The 25,485-nt window shown below is 42.4% G+C and carries 23 protein-coding genes; 12 read left to right on the top strand and 11 right to left on the bottom strand.

The window, feature by feature from the left end:
- Positions 1-9: 9 nt before the first annotated feature.
- From CRECT_RS01745 to CRECT_RS01730, 4 genes are all read right to left on the bottom strand, one after another.
- Complete coding sequence (locus CRECT_RS01745; protein ID WP_171992660.1) at positions 10-177, bottom strand: hypothetical protein; 168 nt, start codon at positions 175-177, stop codon at positions 10-12.
- A 578-nt stretch (positions 178-755) separates the two neighbouring features.
- The gene (gene selD / locus CRECT_RS01740) at positions 756-1,778 is read right to left on the bottom strand and encodes a selenide, water dikinase SelD (protein WP_390888125.1); all 1,023 of its coding nucleotides are present in this window, start codon (positions 1,776-1,778) and stop codon (positions 756-758) included.
- Positions 1,775-2,371, bottom strand: coding sequence for a sulfurtransferase-like selenium metabolism protein YedF (yedF, locus tag CRECT_RS01735; protein ID WP_004318879.1), 597 nt, complete (start codon positions 2,369-2,371; stop codon positions 1,775-1,777). Before yedF ends, selD begins: the two co-directional genes overlap by 4 nt.
- Positions 2,372-2,506: 135 nt before the next feature.
- A complete protein-coding gene (locus CRECT_RS01730; protein ID WP_004318730.1) occupies positions 2,507-3,454 on the bottom strand; it encodes a formate dehydrogenase subunit gamma in 948 nt (315 codons plus the stop codon).
- Positions 3,455-3,718: 264 nt separating this feature from the next.
- On the opposite strand from CRECT_RS01730, the gene CRECT_RS01725 reads away from it, so the two are divergent.
- Positions 3,719-3,892, top strand: a complete 174-nt coding sequence (locus CRECT_RS01725) for a hypothetical protein (protein ID WP_004318740.1) — start codon at positions 3,719-3,721, stop codon at positions 3,890-3,892.
- A 256-nt stretch (positions 3,893-4,148) separates the two neighbouring features.
- On the opposite strand, the gene nspC is transcribed toward CRECT_RS01725, so the two are convergent.
- Positions 4,149-5,288, bottom strand: a complete 1,140-nt coding sequence (nspC, locus tag CRECT_RS01720) for a carboxynorspermidine decarboxylase (protein ID WP_004318674.1) — start codon at positions 5,286-5,288, stop codon at positions 4,149-4,151.
- 91 nt (positions 5,289-5,379) lie between these two features.
- Between nspC and CRECT_RS01715 the strand changes: the two genes are divergently transcribed.
- A complete protein-coding gene (locus CRECT_RS01715) occupies positions 5,380-5,601 on the top strand; it encodes a MoaD/ThiS family protein (RefSeq protein ID WP_004318686.1) in 222 nt (73 codons plus the stop codon).
- A 1-nt stretch (position 5,602) separates the two neighbouring features.
- Positions 5,603-6,037 (top strand): molybdopterin synthase catalytic subunit, encoded by a 435-nt coding sequence (locus tag CRECT_RS01710; protein WP_004318710.1) that lies wholly within the window; start codon positions 5,603-5,605, stop codon positions 6,035-6,037.
- A 476-nt stretch (positions 6,038-6,513) separates the two neighbouring features.
- On the opposite strand, the gene CRECT_RS01705 is transcribed toward CRECT_RS01710, so the two are convergent.
- A complete protein-coding gene (locus CRECT_RS01705; RefSeq protein WP_004318659.1) occupies positions 6,514-7,158 on the bottom strand; it encodes a tetratricopeptide repeat protein in 645 nt (214 codons plus the stop codon).
- A gap of 118 nt (positions 7,159-7,276) precedes the next feature.
- Between CRECT_RS01705 and CRECT_RS01700 the strand changes: the two genes are divergently transcribed.
- Positions 7,277-7,417 carry a hypothetical protein gene (locus tag CRECT_RS01700; RefSeq protein WP_157752363.1) on the top strand — a complete coding sequence of 47 codons (141 nt, stop codon included), beginning with the start codon at positions 7,277-7,279 and terminating at the stop codon, positions 7,415-7,417.
- Between the two features lie 216 nt (positions 7,418-7,633).
- Here the strand turns inward: CRECT_RS01700 and yedE are convergent, their stop codons facing one another.
- From yedE to CRECT_RS01680, 4 genes are all read right to left on the bottom strand, one after another.
- Positions 7,634-8,701, bottom strand: a complete 1,068-nt coding sequence (gene yedE / locus CRECT_RS01695; protein WP_004318700.1) for a YedE family putative selenium transporter — start codon at positions 8,699-8,701, stop codon at positions 7,634-7,636.
- 787 nt (positions 8,702-9,488) lie between these two features.
- Complete coding sequence (locus CRECT_RS01690) at positions 9,489-11,444, bottom strand: flotillin family protein (RefSeq protein WP_004318772.1); 1,956 nt, start codon at positions 11,442-11,444, stop codon at positions 9,489-9,491.
- A gap of 24 nt (positions 11,445-11,468) precedes the next feature.
- Positions 11,469-12,086 carry an OB-fold-containig protein gene (locus CRECT_RS01685; protein ID WP_004318827.1) on the bottom strand — a complete coding sequence of 206 codons (618 nt, stop codon included), beginning with the start codon at positions 12,084-12,086 and terminating at the stop codon, positions 11,469-11,471.
- 215 nt (positions 12,087-12,301) lie between these two features.
- Positions 12,302-13,375 carry a toxic anion resistance protein gene (locus CRECT_RS01680; RefSeq protein WP_004318766.1) on the bottom strand — a complete coding sequence of 358 codons (1,074 nt, stop codon included), beginning with the start codon at positions 13,373-13,375 and terminating at the stop codon, positions 12,302-12,304.
- Positions 13,376-13,641: 266 nt separating this feature from the next.
- Between CRECT_RS01680 and CRECT_RS01675 the strand changes: the two genes are divergently transcribed.
- From CRECT_RS01675 to CRECT_RS01640, 8 genes are all read left to right on the top strand, one after another.
- Positions 13,642-14,838 carry a molybdopterin molybdotransferase MoeA gene (locus tag CRECT_RS01675; protein ID WP_004318660.1) on the top strand — a complete coding sequence of 399 codons (1,197 nt, stop codon included), beginning with the start codon at positions 13,642-13,644 and terminating at the stop codon, positions 14,836-14,838.
- A 77-nt stretch (positions 14,839-14,915) separates the two neighbouring features.
- Positions 14,916-15,677, top strand: a complete 762-nt coding sequence (locus CRECT_RS01670) for a YwqG family protein (protein WP_004318764.1) — start codon at positions 14,916-14,918, stop codon at positions 15,675-15,677.
- A 205-nt stretch (positions 15,678-15,882) separates the two neighbouring features.
- Positions 15,883-16,617 carry a hypothetical protein gene (locus tag CRECT_RS01665; RefSeq protein WP_004318725.1) on the top strand — a complete coding sequence of 245 codons (735 nt, stop codon included), beginning with the start codon at positions 15,883-15,885 and terminating at the stop codon, positions 16,615-16,617.
- Positions 16,618-16,844: 227 nt separating this feature from the next.
- Positions 16,845-17,495 carry a hypothetical protein gene (locus CRECT_RS01660; protein ID WP_004318776.1) on the top strand — a complete coding sequence of 217 codons (651 nt, stop codon included), beginning with the start codon at positions 16,845-16,847 and terminating at the stop codon, positions 17,493-17,495.
- 10 nt (positions 17,496-17,505) lie between these two features.
- Positions 17,506-18,672 carry a toxic anion resistance protein gene (locus CRECT_RS01655; RefSeq protein WP_004318670.1) on the top strand — a complete coding sequence of 389 codons (1,167 nt, stop codon included), beginning with the start codon at positions 17,506-17,508 and terminating at the stop codon, positions 18,670-18,672.
- Between the two features lie 10 nt (positions 18,673-18,682).
- A complete protein-coding gene (locus CRECT_RS01650) occupies positions 18,683-21,109 on the top strand; it encodes an LVIVD repeat-containing protein (RefSeq protein WP_004318746.1) in 2,427 nt (808 codons plus the stop codon).
- 834 nt (positions 21,110-21,943) lie between these two features.
- Positions 21,944-22,456 (top strand): hypothetical protein, encoded by a 513-nt coding sequence (locus CRECT_RS01645; protein WP_004318750.1) that lies wholly within the window; start codon positions 21,944-21,946, stop codon positions 22,454-22,456.
- On the top strand, positions 22,449-24,785 hold the full coding sequence (locus CRECT_RS01640; protein WP_004318662.1) for an ATP-dependent nuclease: 2,337 nt from the start codon (positions 22,449-22,451) through the stop codon (positions 24,783-24,785). Before CRECT_RS01645 ends, CRECT_RS01640 begins: the two co-directional genes overlap by 8 nt.
- A gap of 44 nt (positions 24,786-24,829) precedes the next feature.
- Here the strand turns inward: CRECT_RS01640 and CRECT_RS01635 are convergent, their stop codons facing one another.
- Positions 24,830-25,417 carry an HAD-IB family hydrolase gene (locus CRECT_RS01635; RefSeq protein ID WP_004318682.1) on the bottom strand — a complete coding sequence of 196 codons (588 nt, stop codon included), beginning with the start codon at positions 25,415-25,417 and terminating at the stop codon, positions 24,830-24,832.
- Positions 25,418-25,485 lie beyond the last annotated feature (68 nt).

Genomic DNA, 25,485 nt, shown 5'->3' with positions numbered 1-25,485 from the left:
CTAGCCCTCCTAATACGCCGCGTAAGGCAGCAGGGACGTCCAGCTGGCGATGAAAAACATAATAAAGCAAATCGCCGTCCCCACGGCAAATGCACCAAATGCCAAACCCTCTTTCTCCGGCTTTTTCCAAGCGATGAAAACGGCCAAAGCCAGAAAGAGAAACGATAAAAATTCCATTTTTATCTCCTTTGTTTCATTAAAATTAGAGAGTAATTTTAATTTAATTCTTTTATATTTTCGCTTAAAATTTGAGATAATTTTGATAACATATTGCATAATTCTCTTAAATTTAAGAAAAATATTTTAGGAATTTGACGGCTTTGGATTAGGATAAATAATAAATTTACATTGCTTTAGCGTAAGCTTTTTAGTTTGATTAGTTTAACTTTAGCGTTTGTTCGGCTTTATGAGAAATTTTGTGGATTTTTAGAAATAGACTTATGCATAATCACTGGAAAGCTTTTTGTTTTTATTAAATTTTATCTTTAAGGATATTTGGCTTTCGGGGATTTTAAACGGCTCAAATTTTACCTGTTTAACTTTTTGTATAACTTGTTTAGTAGCTTAAAAAGGCGCAAGATAAATTTGATGATTTTTATAAAATTTACGTTTAAAATTCTTAAGCGGGTATTTAAATAGCGAAAACAAAAAATCGGCGAGATTGCCGTTTCCGATCCGCCGCTTAAAATTTGACCGAATTTGAAGCGACTAACCTTTATGGCAGCCCGTCATCACGAGCTCAAATTTAAGCCCGATTAGCGTAAATTTATGCCGTATTCGCCGCGTTTTTTAGCTATACCCACGATCGCCGAGCTCTCGTAACCCGCCTCTTTTAGACGAGACAGAGCCAAATTTGCCTCGCTTTGCGGAACTGCGAGCAGTAATCCGCCAGAAGTCTGCGCGTCGTAAAGCAAGATATCCGCATCGCCGCTAACGAATTTGCACGCAAATTCGCGGTTTTTGTAGCTGCCCTCGGGGATGATACCCATATCGGCAAACTCGCGCGCAGCCGCTATTACGGGCACGTTATCCGCGTAAATTTCAAAGCCTATTTTATCGTTTAGCATTTCGCTTAAATGCCCTAAAAAGCCAAATCCCGTGACGTCGGTCGCCGCCGTTACGTTGATGCCTTTTAGCGCGCCCACGGCGTAGAAATTTAACTGCCGCATCGTCTCGACGGCCTGCTCGATTTGGGTTAAATTTAGCAGATCGGCCTTGATCGCCGTGCTTAAAATGCCCGTTCCCAGCGGCTTTGTAAGTATGAGCGCGTCGCCCTCTCGCGCGGTGTTGTTTGACCAAAAAGAGTTTGGCGAAACGACGCCCGTGACGCTAAGTCCGTAATACATCTGCTGCGTCTCTATCGTGTGTCCGCCCACGATCACTCCGCCGCATTCGGCGACTTTATCCTGTCCGCCGCGCAAAATTTCGCCCAAAATTTCGCCGCTTAGGTTGCAGCTGTCAAAACCGACGATATTTAGCGCGTTTAGCACCCTGCCGCCCATCGCAAACACGTCGCTTAGGCTGTTTGCGGCTGCGATCTGACCGAATATAAACGGATCGTCCGCCACCGGCGTGATAAAGTCCAGCGTCTGAACGAGCGCGATGTCGTCCGTGATCTTAAAGACGCTCGCGTCTTCGTTCGTGCCGATGTTTGAGAGCAAATTTGGGTGAGCTAAATTTAAATCGCCGATAGTTTTGTTTAGACCCGACGGGTCAAGCTTGGCCGCTCAACCCGCCGCTCGGACGAATTTCGTGAGACGTTTGTCGTTATAAATCATAGTTTGATTTGCTCGTGCGTAGTTAAAATTTGCATGACTTCGTATGCGTTTGACATCTCGCCGACGCTTAGATCGCTTACGAGCTTGTACGCCTCTAGGCAGCTGCCGCAGCTTAAAATTTTAACGCCCGCAGCCTCTAAATCTTTAAGCGGTTTAAAGCTCGGATGAGCGCGGTTCGTCGTCATTTTGACGGCGTTATTTACGCAAATGACGTACTCTGGTTTTTCTACCTGTAAAAGCGCGCCTAAAAATTTAGCTAGCAAGCTAACGCCCACGTCGCCGCTTCCGGCGTATTCTTCGTTTAGATAAACGACTGTTTTTTTAGTCTTTGGCATGATCTCGCAGGCGAATTTGTCAAAATTCGTTAGCTCAAGTTTGGATTCGCCCTTAACGGCGGTGATTTTTGTCTCGGCACCGTTTTGCAGGACGCTAAATTCGACGTTTTGGCTTTTTAAAAAACGGCTGATATTTTCTTTGGGAGCGATGGAATTTACTAAAATCTCAAGCTTTTCGCCGACCCTTAAACCGTCAAGTGCGTTTTTCGTCCTGATAACCGGCTCCGGGCAAGCTAAATTTCTACAATCGATTTGCATGATTTTTCCTTAAATTTATTACTCTTCAACCTGAAGTCTAGGGGAATTTTATCTAAAAGATTTTAAATTTCGTATAAAAAGGAGGCTTACAAGCTCGCCTCCGAGGCAAAAAGGAGAAAAATTTCTCCTTTTTTATTATTTTAATTTCGCGTAAGTTTTTTCGTATTCAGATACCGGGATTTTGTTTTTAGAGATGAGCTCTTGGTACCAGTAGTGGTGAAGTACGTAGACCTCTTCTTCTTCTTTATAGCCCGTTATCATCGACCAAATAGCGCCGTGTATCGCGATGGCCGCCATATATATGTGCACTAGGAAAAATACCGCGCAAACGATGCCAAGAACGTTATGAATAAGCGCGGAAGCTCTTAAAACTTCGATCTGCGATACGCCTAGCCAGGTTGCAACGTCCGGGGTTCTAAAGTCAAGGAAAAACATCGCAGCGCCTGTTAGTATCATTACGATACCGCCAGGGATCGCTACCCAGTACCACGCCTTTTGACCGGCGTTAAATTTACCCGCAGGCACAGGGCGTTTAACCTTTGATAGATATCCGCCCACAATCAGCATCCATCTAATATCATAAACAACAGGTAACATCCTCACAGTCCAAGCTATCAGCATCGGAGGTACCGAAACGGCAAACAAAATCGTCGCCAGTCCGTGGATGTCCTTACAAAATCTAACAAACGCGCCGCCGCCAAGCTCAGCGCCCCACATCATAATGACGCCGGTCGGTATGAGGATCATCCATGCGATCGCCGCAGCGCCGTGAGATACGCGCTCTATCATATTAAACGCATAGACCTTATTGCCGTCGTGGCTGAAGTGTTTCGGTCCGATGATCAAAAAGTGCAAAATGAATGCGCCGATGACTGCAAAAATAAGCGACAAAGCCGCTATGGCGAAGTAGTCGTTGCCTTGAAGAAACGTGAAAATCGGCCCCAAACCGTCTTCGTAAGGCTTAATGTTTTCGATTCTACCAGCAGCCCAGATATTGCTCTGGTATTGGTTTGTGCTAGGACTCGCCTCGATAGCGAAGGCCCAACAGGCGAAAACCGAAAGCAAACTAAAAATTCTCGTCATGCTATCTCCCTTGGTTTTGTTTTTCCGCCTTAAAAAGCCGGTCGTTCGGCATCCAGCCAAAGGCTAAATTTGTGCGGACTTTTGCGGAATTATATCAAAAAATAACGTAATGCAAGCTTAGCGGCAAAATTTCTCTTTTTTGGGCGGTCGCGCTGCGTTTTTATCAAAATCGAGAGTAAATTTATAATACGAGATATTAATTCATTTATATAAGCTAGATTTTATTTATCTTAAATTTAACTTCATTTTTGATAAAAGTCGGCGATGCGGCAAAAGATTAACGCCTCAAATTTGATCCGAATTTACAACCGAAACGGCACCGTAAAAAGGTCAAATTTGCGTCCCGGGCGTCGGAATTTAACGGAGCGAAAAACCAAATTTGAGCCCAACTATCATTACAAAATTTCAAGCGGCAAATTTATCAAATTTAACCGATAAGACGCGGATTTAAACGCAGCGCGCACAAACCGAACAAGTCGCAAAAAACGCCTAAACGCAAACGACTGCGAGAGCTCGGCAGCGGTTATCAAATTTTAAACAAAGCCCGTGAGCGCCGCCTTACATATAACGATCGATTTTGCAAGCATACCGTGATCGCTAAGCCATATGCCCAAATTTAGCAAAATCTATGCACTGTCAAGTTAGCCAAGCAAAGCCTGAAAATCAAGCTTAAGATTAAAATTTGACGGTAAATTCAGTTTCGCCTCTCGTACTCTTCAAAGCCAAATTCCCGCACGGTTACAAGCTCGCCGTTTTCTTTTAAAAGCAGCAAATCAGGCAGCTTGATGCCGTTAAAGGTCGTGTTTTTCACGATCGTGTAGTGGATCTGATCTTCAAAGATCACCTTATCGCCCACGCTTAGCGGTGCGTCAAATTTATACTCGGGCTCGCCCGCGTCAAGCCCCACTATATCGCCCGCTAGACAGGTATTTCCGCCGAAACGGTAGCTAAATTTACCGCCTTTGCTCTCGCCGCGCACCGCCGGTCGGTAGGGCATCAGCACGGTATCGGGCATATGCGCCTCGGCTGAAACGTCTAGGATGGCTATGGTTTTTTCGTTTTGTACGAAATCAAGCACCGAAGCGGCTAAAAATCCCGTCTGCCAGCCCACCGCTTCGCCGGGCTCGATATAGACCTCGACGCCGTATTTTGCACGGAAGTTTTTGATCAAATTTATGAGTAGGTCTACGTCGTAGCCCTCTTTTGTCACGTGATGTCCGCCGCCGAAATTTACCCACTTCATACGCGGGATAAACTCGCCGAATTTCTCCTCAAACGCCATCAGCACGGTCTCCAGACTCTGCGCGCTCTCCTCGCAAAGCGCGTGAAAATGCAGTCCCGTGATACCCTCAAGCGCGTCTGCGTCAAAATTTGCGCGAGTGATGCCTAGGCGGCTATAGCGACCGCACGGGTTATAAGCGTCAGTCGGCGCGACGGAGAGCTCCGGATTTACGCGAAGCCCGCAGGTAACGCCCGCGGCTAGGGCTTTTTGCTTAAATTTCGCCCACTGCGCAAAGGAGTTAAAAACCACGTGCCTTGAGAGCGCTAGCACCTCATCTATGTCCTCGTCTTTAAATGCCGGCGAATACGTGTGAATCTCGCCTCGAGCGTATTTTGCGGCAAATTTAGCCTCATATAGGCCGCTGCACGTTGCGCCGTCTAGATATTCGCCGACAAGCCCCATCACGCCGCTAAATGCAAAGCCTTTTAGGGCGACTAGCACCTTTGCGCCGCTTTCATCCTTGACGCGTTTTAAAATTTCGAGATTTTTGCGTACCTTGGCCTCTTCGCAGACGTAGGCGGGTGTTTTTATTTTGCTTAAGATTTCGTTCATTAGGGCTCTTTCGTTTAAAATTTGACGTAAGTATATCTAAATATTTTTTTAAGTAAAATCAAGAAAAAATTTTAATTTCAAAGGCGAATTTATGGTAGAAATCGAGTTTTTGGGCCCGATAAAGATGCATAATTTAAAACTGGAAGCGGCAAATTTAAGCGAAGTAAAAGAAAAACTAAGCGAATACGCGGAACTTGGCGAGTGGCTAAAAATCTGCGCCGTCGCCGTAAACGACGAGATAGCAAGCTCTCTTGACGCGCCGCTAAAAGACGGGGATAAAATTTCCATTTTACCGCCGGTTTGCGGAGGTTAAGATGCAGATTTTTGAAGGAAGCCTCGACGCTAAAGCGATCACAAACGCTTGGTACGACGAGTTTAAGGACAAAAACTGCGGCGCTCTCATCACGTTTACCGGCATCGTGCGCGAGGAAGGTGGCATAAGCGCGCTTAGCTTTGACATCTACGAGCCGATCCTACGCAAATGGCTAGCAGGCTGGGAGCAAAAGGCAAAGGATCTAGGCGCATACGTGCTTTTTGCTCACTCGCGAGGAGACGTGCCGGTGCACGAGAGCTCCTACGTTGCAGGCGTCGTGAGCCTGCAAAGAAAGGTCGCCTTGCGGCTGATAAACGAGTTCGTCGAGGACTTTAAAGCCAACGCGCCGATCTGGAAATACGACGTCATAGGAGGCGAGCGCATCTACGCAAAAGAGCGCAGCCAAGCGATCAAAGGCGCCGGACTTTTAGCGTAGCTTTTTAATTTCTCGTTAAATTTTCTTACTGAATTTGATTTTGCCGCAGCCTTTAATCGCTAGCCGTCAAATTTAGAGCGTAAATTTAATGGACTTTAGCCAAACGATTTGCTTTGGCGCCCTACTTTTTGCTGCTGCTGTGGCTTTTGGCGCGACATTTTGGCACTTTTGATTATGTTTTAAAGCTTCGGTTTTGCGCCAAGTAAAAATAAACTAGCCCGATTTGATGAAATTCGGTAGATACGATTTGATTTGCGCTCGCTAAATTTTGCCGCGACGACTCGGGCGAATTTTATAAATTTGACGTTTTATCGGCGTTTTTGCTCCGCACAGAGTTTAAATTCAAAGCAAATTTAAGCCCAACAAACCGATGTTGTGAAAATGCCGAATTTAAACTATTTTTAACGATACCGAGGTTTTCGCGTTAAGTTACGATGTCTACCGAGGCCTTAGCAAGGCTAAGTTTTTGATAAATTTTAATAGTTTTGTTTTCTTAGAGCCTCGTATTTCTCGCACGCTTGTAGCCATATCTTCTTTTGCTCCTCAATAACCTGCGCGCTGCGGTCGTTTTTGCCCAGATTGCATGCTTTTTTAAAGTATTCTTTGGCTGTTTTAAAAGATGCTTCCGACTTGGTTTTTTGACCGATAAGCTCGTTAGCAAGCGCAAAATTTGAGCAAGCACCCCAAAGTCCTTTATCACAAGCTATTTTTATATAGCCTAACCCTTTTATGGCGTCTGCTTTTACGCCCTGGCCCTTAAGATACATAGCCCCGACGTTTTGGCAACCAAAAACGTCTCCGCCCTCGCAAGCCTTGACGTATAACTCCGCGGCTTTATCAGGGTTTATAACGACGCCTTGGCCGGTAGAATACATAAACCCGAGATTCGAGCAGGTTTTGTAGTTATTTCCGTCGCAAGCTTTCGCAAAAAATTTCGCAGCTTTTTCGTAATCTTTCGTAAAACCGTTATCGCCCATATAGTACGATATCCCGACGCTACCGCATATAATAGCGTCTCCGGCCTCGCACTTTTGCTCAAATTCACGTATCTGAGCCTCGTTAAACATAGCGGCAGAGACCAAAGAACACGCCGCAACCAAACATAAAATTACTTTTTTCATTTTCTTTTTCCTAAAATAAATTTTAAATCTATTTTACGCCGAGGTGCATTAAATATCTATAAAATAGATATTATCCTAGTTTTTGGTTTTTGAAATAGAAAGCGACTTGCAAAATTTGATGTTTTATTCGTATTTTTGTCTTGTGGTTGATTTTAAATTTAAGCTAAATTTGACCCACCGAGACCCGCACCGCGAAAATGTCAAATTTAGCGAGGTTTTAAATTTGTGCAGTGAAATTTACAAATTTAGTAGAATATGAAATCAATATTCCAGACAGAATAGGCGTAGTTTAGCTTTAAAATTTTAACCCGTGAAGGCGCGTATATGAAATACGTAACCGAAACGGGTTTAAAATTTTAAAGCCTCCTCGTAGCGAAGTCTCGTAACGAGCGCTTTGCGCGAAGTTAAAAATCCGCTCGTCCGCAGCGAAGCGATTAGCGGTTGCGAGACGAAGTCGAAGCAAAATTATGGGGAATCAAGCGGCTTTTTTGTGAAAAAATCCCACATAAACCGCAAAAACAAACCCCATCGCCACCGCCCACGGAGCCGCCGCCGTTATGCCGCTCGGCGAGCTGGCGAGCAAGAAGTTGTGCGCTACGGCCGCGCCTGCGGTCATACCGATGACAAATATAACGGAGCTTAGATTGCCCGTGCCCATTTGCACGAGATGCTTGCCGGGGCAGCCTTCGCTCAGGCTAAAGCAAAGCCCGGCCAGCGTCATACTAAGGAAGTTCCAAAGCACGTCGTTGTGTGCGATAGGCTGGCCCTCAAAGCCGAATTTATACTGCCCGAGCGCCAAATTTACGACGCTAGCAAAGACCACGATGCTGACGATCCCCGTAAACATCGAGAAATCCTTTTTGAAAAGCCTACCAAACGCCCCGACGCTGCAAAATTTACTTTTGTGCATTAGCGCGCCCACTACGATGCTAAAACCAAGCGAGATCAGGATCGGAGCGTGCATGGAGCCGGGGCCTTTGGCAGAGCTAAAAAGCGCGCCGTTTTCGCCGAGCTTTAGTCCAAACGCAAGTGCAGCAAGCAGCAAAATACCCATAACCGTCGGCAAAACGCCTATCGCGGCCTGGGTTTTAGTCTCATTCGTGAGGCCGTAGCCGAGCTTTTTGAAAAATACGCCCGCGCACACGCCCGCAAAAATCCCGACAAATCCCGCAACCGCCGTCATATCGCCGCCGCCAAGACGCAAAAACGCTCTCCACGGGCAGCCCAAAAACACGAGGCAGCCGATCATCGCGAAAAATCCGAGAAAAAAGCGCACGAAAGGCGACGAGCCCGTGGTCGCGCCAAACTCCTTCGTCCAAAGCACGCTGGCTAAAAAGCCGCCCAAAATAAGCCCGATGATCTCCGGGCGCACGTACTGCACGACTCCGGCGCGGTGAAAGCCGAACGCTCCCGCCGTATCGCGCAAAAAGCAAGCCGCGCAAACGCCCATATTGCCGGGGTTGCCAAAATACGCAAGCAGCGCACCCAGAGCGCCGAGCGCCGCACCTGAGGCGATAAACCATTTTGAGTTTGAAAAATTCATAAAGTGTCCTTTGAAAAGGTAAAATCGACCCGATTTCTTGGGCGATATTTTACTGATGTTAAAATAAAAAATTAATAAAATTTGATTTGGATTTAATCAAATTTGAGGAAAATTTGCAAATTCGGCTCGGCGGCTAAATTTATAAAAGCCGCGGGCGATGCGGGCAAATTTGCCGTAAATTTATGGTAAAGCGCTAAATTTGGGCGCTTTGGGCAGGCGGTAAATTTTTTGGGGATTCTTAAAATTGGACTGTATGAAAGAATAGTCGTTTAAATTTCATAAATTTTCAAAATTTGGCGTCGCCAAAATCGCAAATCAAGCGCAAATTTTTAAATTTACTCGCCAAGACTCGTAGCTTGAAAATACTAAACTTAAAGTACGGCGCGTAAGCGCCAGATAAATCTACACGCAGTGCAGCAACTTCTCGCGTCGTAGGGGATAGGGGATTGTAAAAAAAGGGGGGGGCTTTTTTGCTTAGCTTCACTGCGTTCGCTACCGTCGCTGCACTCTGCCAAAGCGGCTTGCAAGCAAGAAGAGACTGCTAGCGCTCGCAACTGCTTCCCCAAAAGCTGTGAACGCAAAGCGTGAAGCAGAGCAGAGCGTAATTTAAGCCCCTTTCCCCTTAACAAAGAAGCAGGACGGTTTCAAACAATCATTTCCGTTTAAAGGAATTTAAGCGCATGGCATTAAATTTAACCAAAACCAAATTTAGCGTTTTAAAGGTGCGGGTCTTGGCCTGTAAATTTTACTCGCCCAAAACGGCTACTTACCAAATTTGCAACCGAATTTACTTTTTCTTCCCCTCTTTTTGCTCATTTGAGACGTTAGATTTCTCGGTCTCTTTTGAGCTCAAATTTGACGCGTCTTTAGGTTTTTCGCAGCCGCTTAGCAAGGGCGAAGCGATATTTTGTATTCCACCGTTTAGATCTATGCCTACTTGCTTCATTAGATCGTCGATTATGGGCGCATTTACTTTATAGTTTAAAGACGCATTTACGATTTGATCGGAGAGCGATGCGCCCGTGTTGCTAACGCCGCCGTTAGTATTTGAGCCGGCGCCGCCCTGATTTGCACCGCCAAGGCCCGCCATTTGCACGATTTTGATAGAGTCGATTTTCTCTGCGGGTTTTACGACCTGGGCGATGATTTGCGGCATAAACTCGATCAAGGCGAGCTTAAATCTATTTTCCAAAATCGCCGCCGAGACGATGTTTTCGGCGTTATTTATCTCGGTTTTACCCTTAGCCTCGACCTCGTAGTTTAGCCTGTTGGCTTCAGCCGTTATCTTTATGGCTTCGGCTTCTGCGGTAGCTTTGATCTTTAGCGCTTCGCTTGTGCCCATCGCTTTGATTTTAGCAGCTTCGGCTAGGTTTTCCTCGGCCTCTTTTTCAGCCTTTGCGGCGACGGTTTTCTCGATAGATAGCTGCTCGGCATCTTGCTGTGCTTCGATTAGAGCTAGCTTTTTGATACGCTCGGCCTGTTCTATTTCGGAGGCGGTTTTGATCTTTTCCAGCGACGCGGCTTCTAGCGCCTTTTTCTCGTTGGCTAGGGTTTTAGCCACGGCTTCTTCTTCGACCTTTTTAGCGATTTCGATATTTTTGCTCTGATTTGCCAGCTCAATGACCTTTTCCTTTTCTATCTCGGCTTCTTTGACAACTCTGGCCTTTTGCACCTCGACCGTTTCTATGGTTTTGGCCTTTTCGATTTCAGCTTGTTCGATGGCTTTGTGAGCGGCGATCCTGACCTCTTCAACCTCTTGATTTTTCTTGGCTATCTCGATGTTTTTGTTTTGAGTGGCGATTTCGAGGGCTTTTTCCTTTTCGATCTCGGTTTCTTTGATAGCCTTTGCTTTGTTTATCTGCGCCTCTTCGATGGCTTTGTTTGCGACGATCTTGGCTTCTTCGGCCTCCTTGCGCCTACTTTCGGCTTCTTTTGCTCTTAGCGCTTCTTGCTCGGCTTGGAAATTCGCTATCTTAGTTTGTTGCGTGGCTTCAGCCTCGGCTTGTTTTCTTTGGATTTCAAATTTCTCCGACTGCGTTTCGTAGTTTTTCTGCGCGATTTGCACCTCAGTCGAGCGCTCGATATCGTTTCGTAGCTTTTTGCGCTCCTCGATAGTCTGCGTTAAGCTGGTCAAGCCCTCAGCGTCAAAGGCGTTGTTTTCGTTAAAAAACTCTTTAGCCGTTTGATCTAGCGACGTGAGAGAGACGGACTCTAGTTGAAGGCCGTTTTTAGATAGATCGGCTTCGATAGCGTTTTTGACCTGCGAGCTAAATTCATCCCTTTTTTCGTGCAGTTCTTTCATCTCCATCGAGCTTGCCACCGAACGGAGCGTGGCGATGAGCTTGCCTTCTATCAGCCCGGTTAGCTCGCGCAGATCGATCGTTTTTTTACCCAGCGTCTGCGCCGCGCGAGAGATAGACTCTCTATCCTCGCCCACTCTGATATAAAAATCAGCCGTGATATCCACGCGCATCCTATCTTTGGTTATGAAGCTATCGCTTTTAGAGCGAGCTACCGTGACCTTCATCGACTGCATATTTATGTCGATATAATCATGCAGTATCGGCAGTATCAGCGCACCGCCGTCTACGACGACCTTTTCGCCGCCAAAGCCCGTTCGCACGAACGTAAGCTCCTTTGTCGTTTTTCGGTAAAGCCTTGAAAAGACGATACCCAAGATAATGATAGAAAAGAGTCCTATGCCGACAAATACGGCCAAAGAAGTCATCCCGTCAAAATTCATACTATTCTCCTTAGATTAAATTTATTATTTTTTCTTGATGTAAAAGTTATTTTTATCGATCTTAACGATAAGCGCGACATCGCCTTTTACAAGCTCATTTTCATCCGCAGCCCGCGCAAAGACGAAACGCTCCTTACCGTTTTTACCAGTGACCTTGACGTCGCCGCCTTGTTCTTTGGTTATTTTATAGTCCTTTACTTCGCATTCGCAGCCAAGAAGCTCTTTTTTGCTAAAGGCCGCGCTTTGCACCTGAGGCAGGTATTTTGCCGCAAGCAAGCTCACCCATCTAGTCCAAGCCAAAGCGGCGAAAAACGAAACTACGGCGATAACCGCGCTCATATACCACGCAGGCGAGGCGGAGCCGTAAAAAACGCTAACGACAAAAAGCCCGCACGCGCCAAAACTCATAAACAAGATCCCGTAAAAAACGGTGCTAGGCACGCCGCCTTTGTTTGCCCACGCCAGCAGTTCGGTACCGGGCGCGTCGATACCATCCACCCCGTCAAACAGACCGTTTAGCGGCTCAAGCAAGGAAAATCCAGTCACAATCAAAACAATCTCAAGCAGAGTAAAAACCGTAACGATAGCCAGCGGAACGGAAAAGATTAGGTTATTGCCAAGAAGCGCCAAAATTTGATCCATTTTTTACCTTTTTTTGTTTTTAAATTTTACCGCGTGCGAAATCAAATTTGACTGCCACGGCTTAAATTTGAACGAGGATTTGTCCGCCGAGCGTAAATTTGCTATCGCCAGAGCCGCAAAGCAAAGTTAAATTTGAGCGAAATTTTACCGTTTTACGCTCAAATTTAGCCCGAAAGCTTATCGCGTTTTAGGTCAAATTTAACCTTCGCTCCGCTCTATTCGATGCTATATATGTCGCTTTGCTCGATCTTTTCGAGCTTATTTACCTTGCTTTCCAGCGTCTTACTCATCTGCGCGATTTTAGCGATATTTTCTTTCATCTTCGGCAGCGCCTCGTTTTTGAAATTTTCTATCTTATCTAGCGAATCTATCATCAAATTTATCGCTTTTTCAAGGTTTTGGTTATCCAGCGCGCCGCCTGCGACCTTTGCCATCACGTCTGTTGCCGTATCATTTACATCCTGCGCGTTTTTTAGGATGACGTCGCTAGCTAGCTTGTCCATCTCGGAAACGGCCTTTAGCTGCTTTTTGCCTTCCTGTGCGGCGCTTGCGATATAGACGTTGGTTTTTAGCGCGGTGATGCTAGTGGTGATCGTGTTTTGCGTGGCGAAACTTAAAAGCGAGTTATTGTGCTTGATAGTGGCGTAGTTTGCGAGGCTTTGCTGCATCACCACGAGCACTTGTTGCAAATTTTGCAGATGCATACGGATGTAAAATAGCGCCTCTTCGAGGAGAAATTTTTTCTGCTCTTCGTCCGTTTGATTTGCCGCTAAATTTTCGATGAGCTCGTCTGTTTTGCTTAAAATTTCTATCTTGCCTTTTAGGCTTTCGATGATGAGCGAGAGTTCCTTTTGCTTCTCGGATATTTCGGCGTTTCTAGCTTCTAAAACATTTATCGAGTGCTTTAAATTTGCCGTGATCTCTTCAAACAAGCTTGACACGCTTTGATATTTGCTAGCTAGTTCGGCGGCCAGGTCTTTACCGAGCAAGAAATTTATAAATTTCGCACCCAGTCCGCCCTCTTTTATCTTATCGCTTGCCTTGATGAGCTCGGCGGAGTATTTTTTGACCGACTTTAGCGACTCGCCGACCGAGCTTCCCACGCTTTGGCTCATACTAAGCAGGTCGCCGACCTTCATATCCATATCGCTGTTTAGCTTTTCAAACTCGCCCAGTTCGTCCTTGCCAAACGATACGATAAATTCTTTCGGATCGTTAAATTCTTTCCTTTTTTCGATGAGTAGAGCGACGACGTCTTGAGGCGTTTTAGCGATCTGGGGTTGATTCACGGCTGATCCTTTGCTTAAATTTGAGAGCTATTATAACTAAATTCGTACGCTTTTTGACAGGCCTAATAATAAACTTCTATGCTTTATTAGCATAATTTACGATTAAATTTAGTAAAATCGGCAGAAATATTCCAGACAGAATAGGCGTAGTTTAACTTTAAAATTTTAACCCGTGAGGGCGCGGACTCGTCGTCCGTAACCGAAACGGGTTTAAAATTTTAAAGCTTGAAATCCGTCATTTATGGGGAATCAAAAAAGGACAAAAAATGAAAGAATTTATGAGCTATGAGGCCTCTCTTGAAATTTTACGCCTGACGCTCGCCCCCTGGGACCGCGTAGAAAAGGTCACTCTCACGCAAGCACTCGATCGACGTATCGCCGTAGATATCGCGGCGCAGGATAACTACCCCGCCCGGCCCGTCTCCGCGATGGACGGCTACGCTTTTGCGTGGCAAGAGGGCCTAAGCGAGCTTAAGCTCATCACCGACCTGCCCGCAGGTAGCGACAAAGGGCTAAAGGTAGAAAGCGTAAAATGCGTCAAAACTTTCACCGGCTCGCTGATGAGCGATGGTGCCGACACGTTAATCCCGGTCGAAAACGTCGAGGTATCAGGCGGCAAGATCTTTATCAAAAAGCCCGTGCCGAGGGGCTTTGCCGTGCGCGAAGTCGGCGAAAGCTACAAAAAAGGCGAAATCCTAATCAAAAAAGGCGCGACGATAGGCTACGCCGAGACTGCGCTGCTAGCCGAGCTTGGGATCTTTAACGTTAGCGTATTCGTGCGGCCTAGAGTTGCGGTGCTAGCGACCGGAAGCGAGATAAAGGACCTCGGAGAGCCGCTAGAAAACGCCGCGCAAATCCACAGCTCAAATCACGTAGGCATCGCGGCCATGGTGCGCAAAATGGGCGGCGAACCCGTGCTGTGCGAGATAGTGCGCGACCGCGCCGAGCTCGTAAAAGACGCCATCGTCCGCGCACTAAAATCAGCCGACGTACTCGTCACCACGGGCGGCATCAGCATGGGCGACTACGACTTCGTCAAGGGCGCGCTGGGCGAAAATTTCGACATCATAATAGACGGCACCGCGATCAAACCGGGCCGCCACATCAAGGTCGCAAAAGCGGGCGAAAAATACATTTTTGCGCTGCCGGGCTTCCCGTACTCGGCGATGGTGATGTGCGTGCTCTACGTGCGCGTGCTGCTAAACGCGTGGTTTGGCGCTAGTGAGCCCAAAATCACGGCGATCATGGACGAGGACTACAAAAAGCGCTCGCCGTTTTTGGAGTTTACGGCGGTAAATTTAGTAAATCTGGGCGGCAAAATTTACGTAAATTTAGACGGCAAGAAGCTCGGCAGCTCGGCGATCGTAAATAACCTAACAGGGGGCGCCGCGCTTTTAATCGTCCCGAAAGAGACCGAATTTATCGCAAAGGGCGAGATAGTCGAAGTGCTAAAAATGGTTTAAATTTGAGGTTAAATTTAGTTTTGCGACTTAGGGGCGCAGGGTAAATTCCGCCAGCGCCAAATTTAAGGAGTATCACTATGAAACAATTTCCGGATTTTCTGAAAGAATACGAAACCGCTTTAGAAAAATACAGGCAGCGTTCTGCCCGAATTCTTGCGGAACCCCTAAATGACAGTGAGACAACGGATATAAAAAGTTCCAAATTTTTAGGAATGCCTTATTTGCCTGTTGGTATGGACTATCCGAAAGACAAGGCCGGCAAGCCGCTTATTTTATGGGCGCAATTAAATTTTTCGGAAATTCCGCATATACCCGATTATCCGGAAAAAGGTATTTTGCAGTTTTTCGTTTCGGCAGATGGGTGGTACGATTGCGAAGAAATAAAAATACTTTTCCACGAGCATACGGACGCGCCGTCTCAAACCGATTTTCCGTTCTTAACCGAAGATTTGTACGAAGACTGCCCGATATGGTGCGGGCACCGTTTGCAGTTTAAAGAAACGGAAGAATACGGCGGTACCGAAGATTTCCGGTGCAGCTGTATGTTCAACGGAAAAAGCCCGTGGGATCTTTATGATACGCTTGAACCTGCACAAAAAGAAGTATTTGATGATTTATTTTACGACACGGGGCACAAGATAGGCGGTTATTCATATTTTACACAAACCGATCCGCGCGATTACGGGCAAGAACATAAGAATGATGTTTCGCTTTTGCAAATCGATAGCGATGATAAGATTATGTTCGGGGATACCGGCACGGCTCATTTTTTTATCAATAAAGACGATTTGAAAAACAGAAACTTCAATAAGGTGTGGATGTATTGGGATTGCTGTTAAACAAAAACTGAAATAAAAATCTGACAAACAAAGTGCAAATCAAAAAGCTCGGTGTGGGTAACGCTCAAAAGCATTACATTACGATAAGGAGTATCATATTAAAGAAGCTGATGATAGGCAAGCAACCCGTTTATATTAATATTAAGGCAATAATAATTTGATATAAAAGAGCTGTCAAACAAGTATAAATAAAGGAGCAATAAATATGATAAAACTTACAGAAATAAGAACTATTTTTGAAAAAGAAAAACCCGATGACCTCTTTTTGCAGTATTTCGAATGGGTAAAAACATTAATCCCGTTTTGGAGACAGGCTGTTACGAGGATTGCCGAGCTAAACGGCACGGCAGAGGAAAAAAGAGACAAGCATTTGCGAGTCATCGACAATTCTTTGGAACTGATGTACTCTTGGCGGTTTAAAAAGATAAAGTACGTAAATCTAAGAAGAAAAGAGATAGACAGCTCCATCAGTTTTATACGAAACGGAGCCATAACAACTAAGGTTTCGAACTATGCTTTTGCTCCCGTTTGTAGAAATTTAGCGGGCATTTTGCGCGGCTTTTTATATGTTTCCACCTTCGGTTATTCCGACGAGCAGCTGCCTACCGTATTAGCTCAAAAAGTTTACGCTATTGCGCTGTGTCATACACTATTTCCTTTTGATACAAGCGATTTTGTGTATTATCTTCCGCGAGAGAAATCTATCCATACCGAAGACCCTGCCGATTTGGACAACTGGCATTTGATGATGAGCGAGGCGGGCAATGCTTTGAAGATTACGGAGCTCATTGAAGAAGTAAATAAGCAGGCTTGTACAATTTGGGAAAATTACAAAACACCGTTTGAATGGAAATACGATGAATCGATTTGGTCTTTGGAATTTGAGAACCTGTCGAAAAAACTGCATTACGCCGCTGAGAGAGCTTTTCATAAAATGTAAAACGATTATTGCTTAATTGAAACAAATAAGGAGATAAAAATATGAATAACCTAAAATTAAGTTTATTGAAAAAATGGGAATTGGATAGTGAGCTTTATTCGGCGTATGGCGCATTATTTTCTTTCAGGTAAAATTTAAAATATACAACCCAAACGATAAATAAAAAGTAACTTTTGAACTAATTTTTGATATAATCAGTATCTAAAATTTAACAAAAAGCAACTATCTTGAATGAGCAAATAATATATTTTTTTAGAAAAAAGCCCTATTTTTTCTATTCGTTTTTCCTGGTTTTTGGCGCCTTGTATAGCTTTATATTAGCGGTTTTGTTTTTAAAATGGTCGCCTTTTAAAACGGACATTTTTATCGTGCTATTTTTTCTTAGCGCGCTTTGGTTTGCGGCATTTTATCTTAGCTACACAAAAACCCTACCTACCTATAAATTTGAAAGAGAAAAGGAAAAATTTACGCTTTTAGAGGCCAGGGTCATTTCTGATTTTAGCCTGAGCGACAGGGAAAATATTTTTAAAAAGATAGAAGCGGTGCGGGTTTTTGCCAGAAAAATATTTTCCAACCAAAGCCTAGTTTCGGTTAGAATTTTAAGTCTCATAAACAAAACGCTATTTTTATACATAGAAAATTTAAGTATCATAAAAAGCCTAAACGCAGGGCTTAGTGCGGTGACGGGCGAATCAAAAAAAGAGCAAATCGCAAAAAGAATGCAAATATACGAGGCTAGAAACGCAACGCTTTTAGAATATCTAGATAGCTACATAAACGAACTTGCGTCAAAAAACCAAAACGACAAAGAGATCGCGTCCATACAAAACGAACTTGAACGTATGCTGGTCGTATTAAAAAATATCAACAAAAAATAAGGAGAAAACAGTGGAAAAAACGGGCCAAGAGATACTAATAGACTACATAAAAGAGGATGCGCAAGATAGCGAAAAAAGCATGCAAAATTTGATCTTTAAAGATGATTTTAGCAAAGAAGACGAGGAAAAAATTTCTCAAAAAGCAGCAGAGCTTTTAGCTTTTTTATCAGGCAAGGATAGTGCGCAGATAAGAGAAATTTTAGAAAGTGTCACGATCGAAGACGCGCAAAGTCTAGAGAGCTCTTCGTCGCTCTTGATGGGTAAATTTGCAAAACTAGACGACATAAAAGACGAGCAAACGCAAAATTTAAGCCGCTCCATAATCGCTCTAAACGAGGAGCTAGAGCAGATAAATCCGCACAAATTCGACTTTGATAAAAAAGGCGTTTTGGCATTTATTCCCTTTGTCGCAAAGCCGATAAACAGGTACTTAAAGAAATTTCAAAGCGCAAAAGAAGTGATAAAAGATACTCTTTCGCACATCGAGGACGGCGAGAAAATTTTAAGAGAAGACAACGCTCTTTTACAAGAAGAAAAACAATACTACAAACAAAAAGCCGTAAGTTTGCAACGAAAAGCCGTAGTATTTGAAAAAATAGTAAAATCCATAGAGCAAAACGTCTCCAAACTAGACGCCAAGGAGAGAGAATTTTACGAAAATAACGTCTTGCTAAATTTAAATAAAAAAATCAGAAGCATATATGAAATTTTAGCCGTCACGCAGCAGGGATTTTTATCTAGCGACCTCATCATAAATACAAACTGGGAGCTGATAGATAATATCTCAAATGTAAAAGCCGTAACAAAAAGAGCCGTAGAGATCGGTATCGCGATGGCTATAACGCTACAAAATCAAAAAAATGCGCTCGAAACAGCCCAAAAGACTAAAAAATTCGCAAACGATATGATTTTATCCAACGCACAAAGACTAAACACGCAAGCAAGCGAAATCTATAAGATGTCGGGCGATGCAACGCTAGATATAGAGACGCTAAAGCAAGCTTTTAGCCAGATAGAAGAGGCCATGGGCAAGATAAATACATTTAAAGCCAAGGCCGTAGAAAAAATCAAAACCGAAGTAACGGCGCTAAAAGAAGTAACGGCCAAGCTCGAAAACAAAATCCAAGAGTCGCAAAAAGTTCAAGAATTTAAAACGTCTTTTTCAATGGACTTATGAGGCTTCTTAAATGATCGATCCTAACGTAAAGAAAAAACGGCAATTTACGATCTATCTTACCGTCTTGATCGTAATTTTGCCCTTTGTTTTTCTGTACCTAAAATATGCAGACAAGGAGCCTGAAAACTTAGCGCAAAATTTTACCATTAGCCGTCCTGAAACACCGGCAAAAAAGACGAGTAAAGTCGAGGCTCAAATTTCGCAAAATACCGACAAATTTGCCGACAATGACGACGTAACGATATACAAAAAAGACCTCATAAACAACTCCGTCCAATTACCGTTTGAAGTGCGCGACATGATGGTATCTCGCGACAAAAAAAGACTCTATACTCTAGGGCACGACAGAGACGGCATAAGCGTGATAGATATATCAAATTTAGACCATATAAAGCTACTCGGACTTTTTTATTTCCCAGAGGCCAGATATAATGTAGAAAACATCCAAGCCGCCGAGTCAAACGACGGTAAAAGCCTATACTTAGCAAGTCCGAATTTAGGTATTTTGCGTCTTGATGTTACGGATCCTCAAAATATAAATGTAGCAGCTAAATTTGAAGCCAAAGGATACTCTAAAATAAAAATAAACCCAAATAACAAACTAGCCTACGTAAAAGCTAAAAACGGTATGGTTATCTTAGATATTTCATCCGATAATATAAAAAAGATAGGCGAGTTTATAAGTATGGAAACTTTTAATCCGATAGAAAAAGGCGATGTAGCGATATACTCGGACAAATACGTTTTTATGTCCGATTTTGCGGGACTTCATATGCTTGACGTAAGCGATCCGAAAAGCATAAAAGAGGTTTATAAACAAGAGGACTTTAAAGTCGCTATAAATTTGCAAATTTCTCCAGACAAAAAATATCTATACGCAAACGAGCTTCATAATTTTAAAGTATATGGTATCAACGATACAAGCAATATCGAGCATCTAAAAAACTATATCGTTAGTAATAGAATTTATACTTTTGATATCGGTAGCGACGGTAAAATAGCATACGTATCCAGAAGCAAAGACGGCAGGGACGATACCGTTTTGCCTAGTATCGACGTCGTAGATATCTCTAGTAAATTTCAGTCTAAGCGCTTAAAAAGTTACTATACGCCTGAAATCGACACCGTAAATGTAGCACTACCTTTAGACGAACGCCGCATTATCGTGTCTTTGATGGTTAAATTTAGAGGCTTTATAAGCGTAATTAACAACGATGCGGACGCTTTGATGGAAAAAACGGCAAAAAATGAAGTAAAAATCAAAGAACCCCAGGACTCCGGTAGAGCCATAGACAAATCAAAGCCCATTTGGGATTTACCGTTTTCGCAAAACGGTTTTGCCTCCGTCAGCATAGCGGTGCCTACGGAAGACGGATATATATTAGCCGGAGAGCACGAGCAAGCAAGGACGCCTGATCTTTTTATGAAGGTCGATAAAAACGGGCGAGAAATTTGGAGAAAAGTAGTCGATAAAAACTATCAAGGAACAGCCCAACTAATAGCGGCTCAAATGCAAAGCTACTACGTAATAGGAAACGAAAAAACAACCTACGTCATAGACAAAGCAACAAACGAAATCTCAAACAAACTCCCATATCCCTTAAAACACGTAGCGCCGACGGATAAAGACGAATTTATAGCATGCGACTACACAAATAATATACTTAGAATGGACAAAAACGCAAAAATAATCTGGAAAAAGCAAATCGACGTCTCGCATCTAGAGGACGACTTTTATATCAAATACGAATACGATCCTAAAGACCCCAAAAAAGAACCCAAGCAAAGAACGATCAAAAAGCCCAAAGAAGGGCTTGAAAAGCTGATAAAAGCAAAAGACGGAAATTTTATCTTGTTCGTAAAAAAGCTAGGAGTTTTAAAATTTAGCCCTAGCGGCAAAGCGATCTTTGATACCAGAATAGAAATGGACGGATCTTTTAACGATATGCTCGAGGGCAACGACGGCTCGATTTCAACGCTTTTTAGATCAAAAAATAAATACGATTTGGAAACGCTCAAACTCGTAAAACTAAGCAGCAACGGCAAGCTTATAAAAAAATCGACCGTCCATAACAGCTTGGCGTATTTTCTGGTTTCAGCTTTTACTAAATACAAAGACGGCTATCTAATAGGTATAAGACCGTATGACGAGAAAAAACTACTGCTACTAGAGATAGACGGCAACGGACGCAAGGCAGACGAAGCCTACGTGACTGATCTAGGCGACGAAACCCCCTTTTACGAGATGCTAAACGTGGCGGATCAAGGAGTGTTGCTGCTAGGAAGCAGGATGTATACTAGACCAAGCCACATGGAATACGTAAAAGGTAAAGCCGTAAAATTCTCGGATAAATACGTCAAAGAAGCCTTTATGATAATGCTAAATTTAAACCAAAAAATAAGCGAGCAAAATTTAAACTTTGCGGATAAAGAGTAAGGCGCTAAGTTTTAAATTAGCAGTAGAGTTTCGCGTAAAGCCGGAGGCAATTTTAGCTCCGATTTAAAACTAAAATTTTAAGTCCGTCTCAAATTTAGGCAAAAACCGAATTTGAGCCTGTTTTAAATTTAACTGCAAGGGCGTCAAATTCTGACTTTTAGTTAGCTGCGCCGACGCCGTTTGATTCGCAAAAATGCAGCGCTTTTAATCATCCCCAAAGAAACCGAATTTATCGCAAAGGGCGAGATGGTCGAAGTGCTAAAAATGGTTTAAATTTGAGATCAAATTTGAGTTCTAGTATTTGCGGTTGCAGGTAAAATTTGATGAGGTTTTAAACGAACTTATGGCGATTGCCGGCACACAACGCTGCGCAAATGCGGCGTAGCAATGAAATTTACGCACTGCAAAATTAATTTTTTGGGCGGTAAAATTTTAAAATTTAGGCGAAATTTTACCGCTTCGTTTGCTCTTTTGAGATTTTGTGCGACACCGCAGACACTGTTTGATTTGCACCCACCTAGTCTTTTAAAAAAGATATCAGAAGCGTATTTGATATAACTTTGCTGTTTTTGTTTTTAATTAAAACAAGCACCGATTTGCAATCTCCTCTAGAGATTACAGAACCAATTTGCAAAAATACCACAATCATTACGCGATTATCTTCTCTAATTCCTCGATATACTCACCGACAAAATACATCAAACTACCATATTTTAATCTTGTACATCATTAAAATTTTAAATTTCCAATAATACATACTTTACATATTATGTAAAAAATATATTGACATTTTTCATAAAACAAGCTATAATTTTAAAAAATTAAAGAGGCGACATGGTAAAAAAACAGCTGCTAAGAGAACGATTAAAAGAGATAGATTTGCGGCTAGTGGATTTAGCAGAGCTTTTAAAAATTTCCCGTCCTACGGCTTATAAATTTATAGAACTATACGAAATTGGGCAAAGAGATAAATTTGACTCTAAAATTTTGAGATTTTTCGACTACGTCTGCCAAAACAAAATCAACAAAATGGATGCTATATCGTTTATCTTAAACAACATTTCAATACCAGAAAACCAAAGCAGTCAAGATAAAAAACAACAAATAATAAATTTACTAAAAAAGGATAACGAAGTGAAGGTAAATTTTATAGAAAAGCTAACTCAGGTCGATATTTTTGACCCTATTTTAAGCTATCTGCTCGAATGCGAAAAGATAATAACATCAAATAATAGATCTCGAAAAAAAGAGCTAAGCGATGATGACGATAAAAAACTAGAAGCATTAAAACAGTTTTATAATGCGCTCGGATTTAAGCTAAATATCAAAGGAGAAAAAAATGCGTAAAATTATTATCTCAAACTATAGAAACATAGGCATAGATGCGCCTGCGGAGCTAAAAATACCGCAAGACGGCGGACTAATAGTCCTTTTAGGCGAAAATAACGTTGGAAAGAGCAATGTTTTAAGCGCTATAGGCACTTTGCAAAATGTAGATTTAAACAAAGGCGATAGGCCCAATTTCTTTGATTTCGATGAATACAACGAAACAAGGGTTACGTTAACTGAGGATATTTTAAACGAATCAGGTATGGACTCCGAAATAGACGAAAATTTATTTCAAGATAAAATTTTTGGTGTAACATTTACTCAAAAACCACTAGAAACAATCAGTAAAAAACAAAATTTAACAACCCAACAGTATATACAAAATTTAAATGATAAATTTAACACAAGTGATATTTATGCACTACATGATTACGATGAAAAAGGACAGAAGGAAGAAATAAGAATAATACTACCCGAGCATAAAGAAGTCTATCTTTGTAGCACGAAAAGGGGCGGGGAAATACTTGAGTGCTTTGGAGTTTTCGATAGAGAATTCGATAAAGCAAAAAACCACGATAAAGCGATAAAACTATCTTGTAAATTGAAATTTATATCCGATAAAAAAGATATAGAAGGCATAGATTTAGACGATGCGAGAGAACTAAAAAAATATCTGAATGATAAATTTAAAGACTCTGATGATAAGAATATTGAAAATTTGCAAAAATATGAGTTTAAAATTTGGCTAAACAGCAAAAATATAGCAACATGGAGTTCTAGTTATCCATGGTTTGAAACCCTAAATAAGATAAAAAATGAATTTAAAAAACTTACGGATTGGTATATTGAAAACTATAAAGAAAATAGTAGATATAGACAAAAAGATAAGCAAATTTTTGATGAACTTTCAAAAGATATAAGTAGTGCGATATTTCGCCGAGAATACGATAAATTTGAAAGGTATTATGATAGGCTACGAGAAATTTTGACTGAATTATGGGAAGACAATAAACAAGTTTATTACTACAACAGTCAAAAGCCGGGACTTCCAAAATTTATAGACATAAAAGCATTGGTTACTGAACTATTGCGGTGTGACCCTGTAATACCAAACATCATATTTTACAAAGAACATGAAATAAAAAACGAAAATCTAAAAACAACACCCGATCAGTTATTAGAAAATGAGTTTTTTATCGCATTGTTTAATGCCATAAAATTTGATATATCAAAACTACAAAAAATTTACGAAAAATCAAAAGATAAAGGTGCTAGTTTTTACAATACAGCAGAAAAGGAGATAAATAAAATCTTAAAAGAAACTATAAATGTACGCTTTAATGAGCTTTATTATTCCAAATCAGATAGTGATGTTTATGGATTTGAGATAAATTTGGAAAACCAAAGTATCTCTTTTTCTATTGCCAAAAATAATGAAACCATAAGCCTAAGCGAGCAAAGCGTCGGTTTTAAAAAATTTTTCAATCTGTTTTTTAACTTTTTATACCAAGACAAAGTAGACAGCGGCGATATAGTCCTGATAGACGAGATAGAAAATCATCTAAGCATACCGGCTCAAAAAGATATTCGTAAATTTTTAAAAGAATTTGGACAAAAAAACGGTATAACTTTTATCGTTTCTACTCACTCAAATCATATTTTAGATATTCGCCATCTTGACGAGATAAGGATAGTAAAATCTAGCAGCAAAGGCTCAACTATAGTAAATGACTTTTCCATAATACCAGATCATGAAGCCGATACTTTAGCCCAGATAAAAAGAGGTCTTGGAGTGGAGTATCTTAGCTTGGTAGGCTACGATGATAAGCTTATTTTCGTCGAGGGGATAACCGATTACAATTACTTAACAGCTATAAATTTTTTATACGAAAAAGAGCGAAGCAGTGAGGAAAGGCTACTGTTCTTACCAATAAGCGGACTCGGAAAAATGAACGGAATGGAACAGCGACAAAGTAAAATAAATATAGTGATAGCTAAAGACCAAAAAAACATAGCAAATGAGCTAAAAACGCTAGCCAGAACGGCAAAAGACGGCAAGGCGCTACTTTTAGTAGATGGCGATAAGGCGGGACAAGCTATGGCGAAGCTAAACAACGATAAATTTATAGCAATACTGAACAATGAACAATTTAAGGAAAAATATCCTAATTTTAAAGAAATAGAGGATTTTTTCAGCGCCGATTTGAGAACAAAATTTGAAATGGATAAAAAATCAAGCGAGATATCGAGCAAATTTAAAAACGAAGTCGAGCAAGGCAAAATCGAGATAGACAAAGAGACCAAAGAGAATTTCTTTAAACTATTTGATTATTTATTGACATTTTAACCGCACAAAAGCCAAGGCTCGGTTGCGTCTTGGCTTTTTAAATTTCACTCAAACACCCTATAATGCGCCTCGTCGGCAAACTCCAGCATCTCCTTGTCGCCCCTGCTGTCGCCGTATGCGATCACGCGCTCAAAGGCGTCCGTGTCATACGCCTCGCGCACGCGGCGCACCTTCTCCGCGCCGTAGCAGTTGGCGCCGTCTATCTCGCCCGTTATCACGCCGCCCTTTTTCTTGATGCGAGTGCCAAGCAGCCCAAGCTCCTGCGCCTGACACCACGGAGCTAGCCAGTCCTCGAGCGACGCCGTCACGATCACGACCTTGTCGCCGTTTGCCTTATACTCGGCGATCTTTGCCATCGCGGAAAATTTCACGATATCCTCGATGTGCGTGTTTGAGTATTTTTTGCAAATTTGAGCGAATTTATCCGCGCTCATGCCCGCGAAAAAGTACGTCATCAGCCGCCTGCGAGCGTAGTTGTTGCTGCAAATTTTTAGCTTATAGCCGATCAAAACGGGCGAAAGCCAAAAAATCCCCCTAAAAAATTTCTTAAATCCTACGACGTAAGCGATAAACTCCAGCAGCGAGTCGTCGCGCGTGATCGTCCCGTCAAAGTCGAATAAAACCAAATTCATCTTCGTCTCAAATTTTAAATTTGCGCGATTATACCGCGCTAACGTTAAGGGACGGCAAATTTAGCCAG

Origin of the sequence: Campylobacter rectus (assembly GCF_004803795.1) — a bacterium.
Taxonomy (GTDB): domain Bacteria; phylum Campylobacterota; class Campylobacteria; order Campylobacterales; family Campylobacteraceae; genus Campylobacter_A; species Campylobacter_A rectus.
This window is presented reverse-complemented; position numbering and strand designations above follow the sequence as displayed.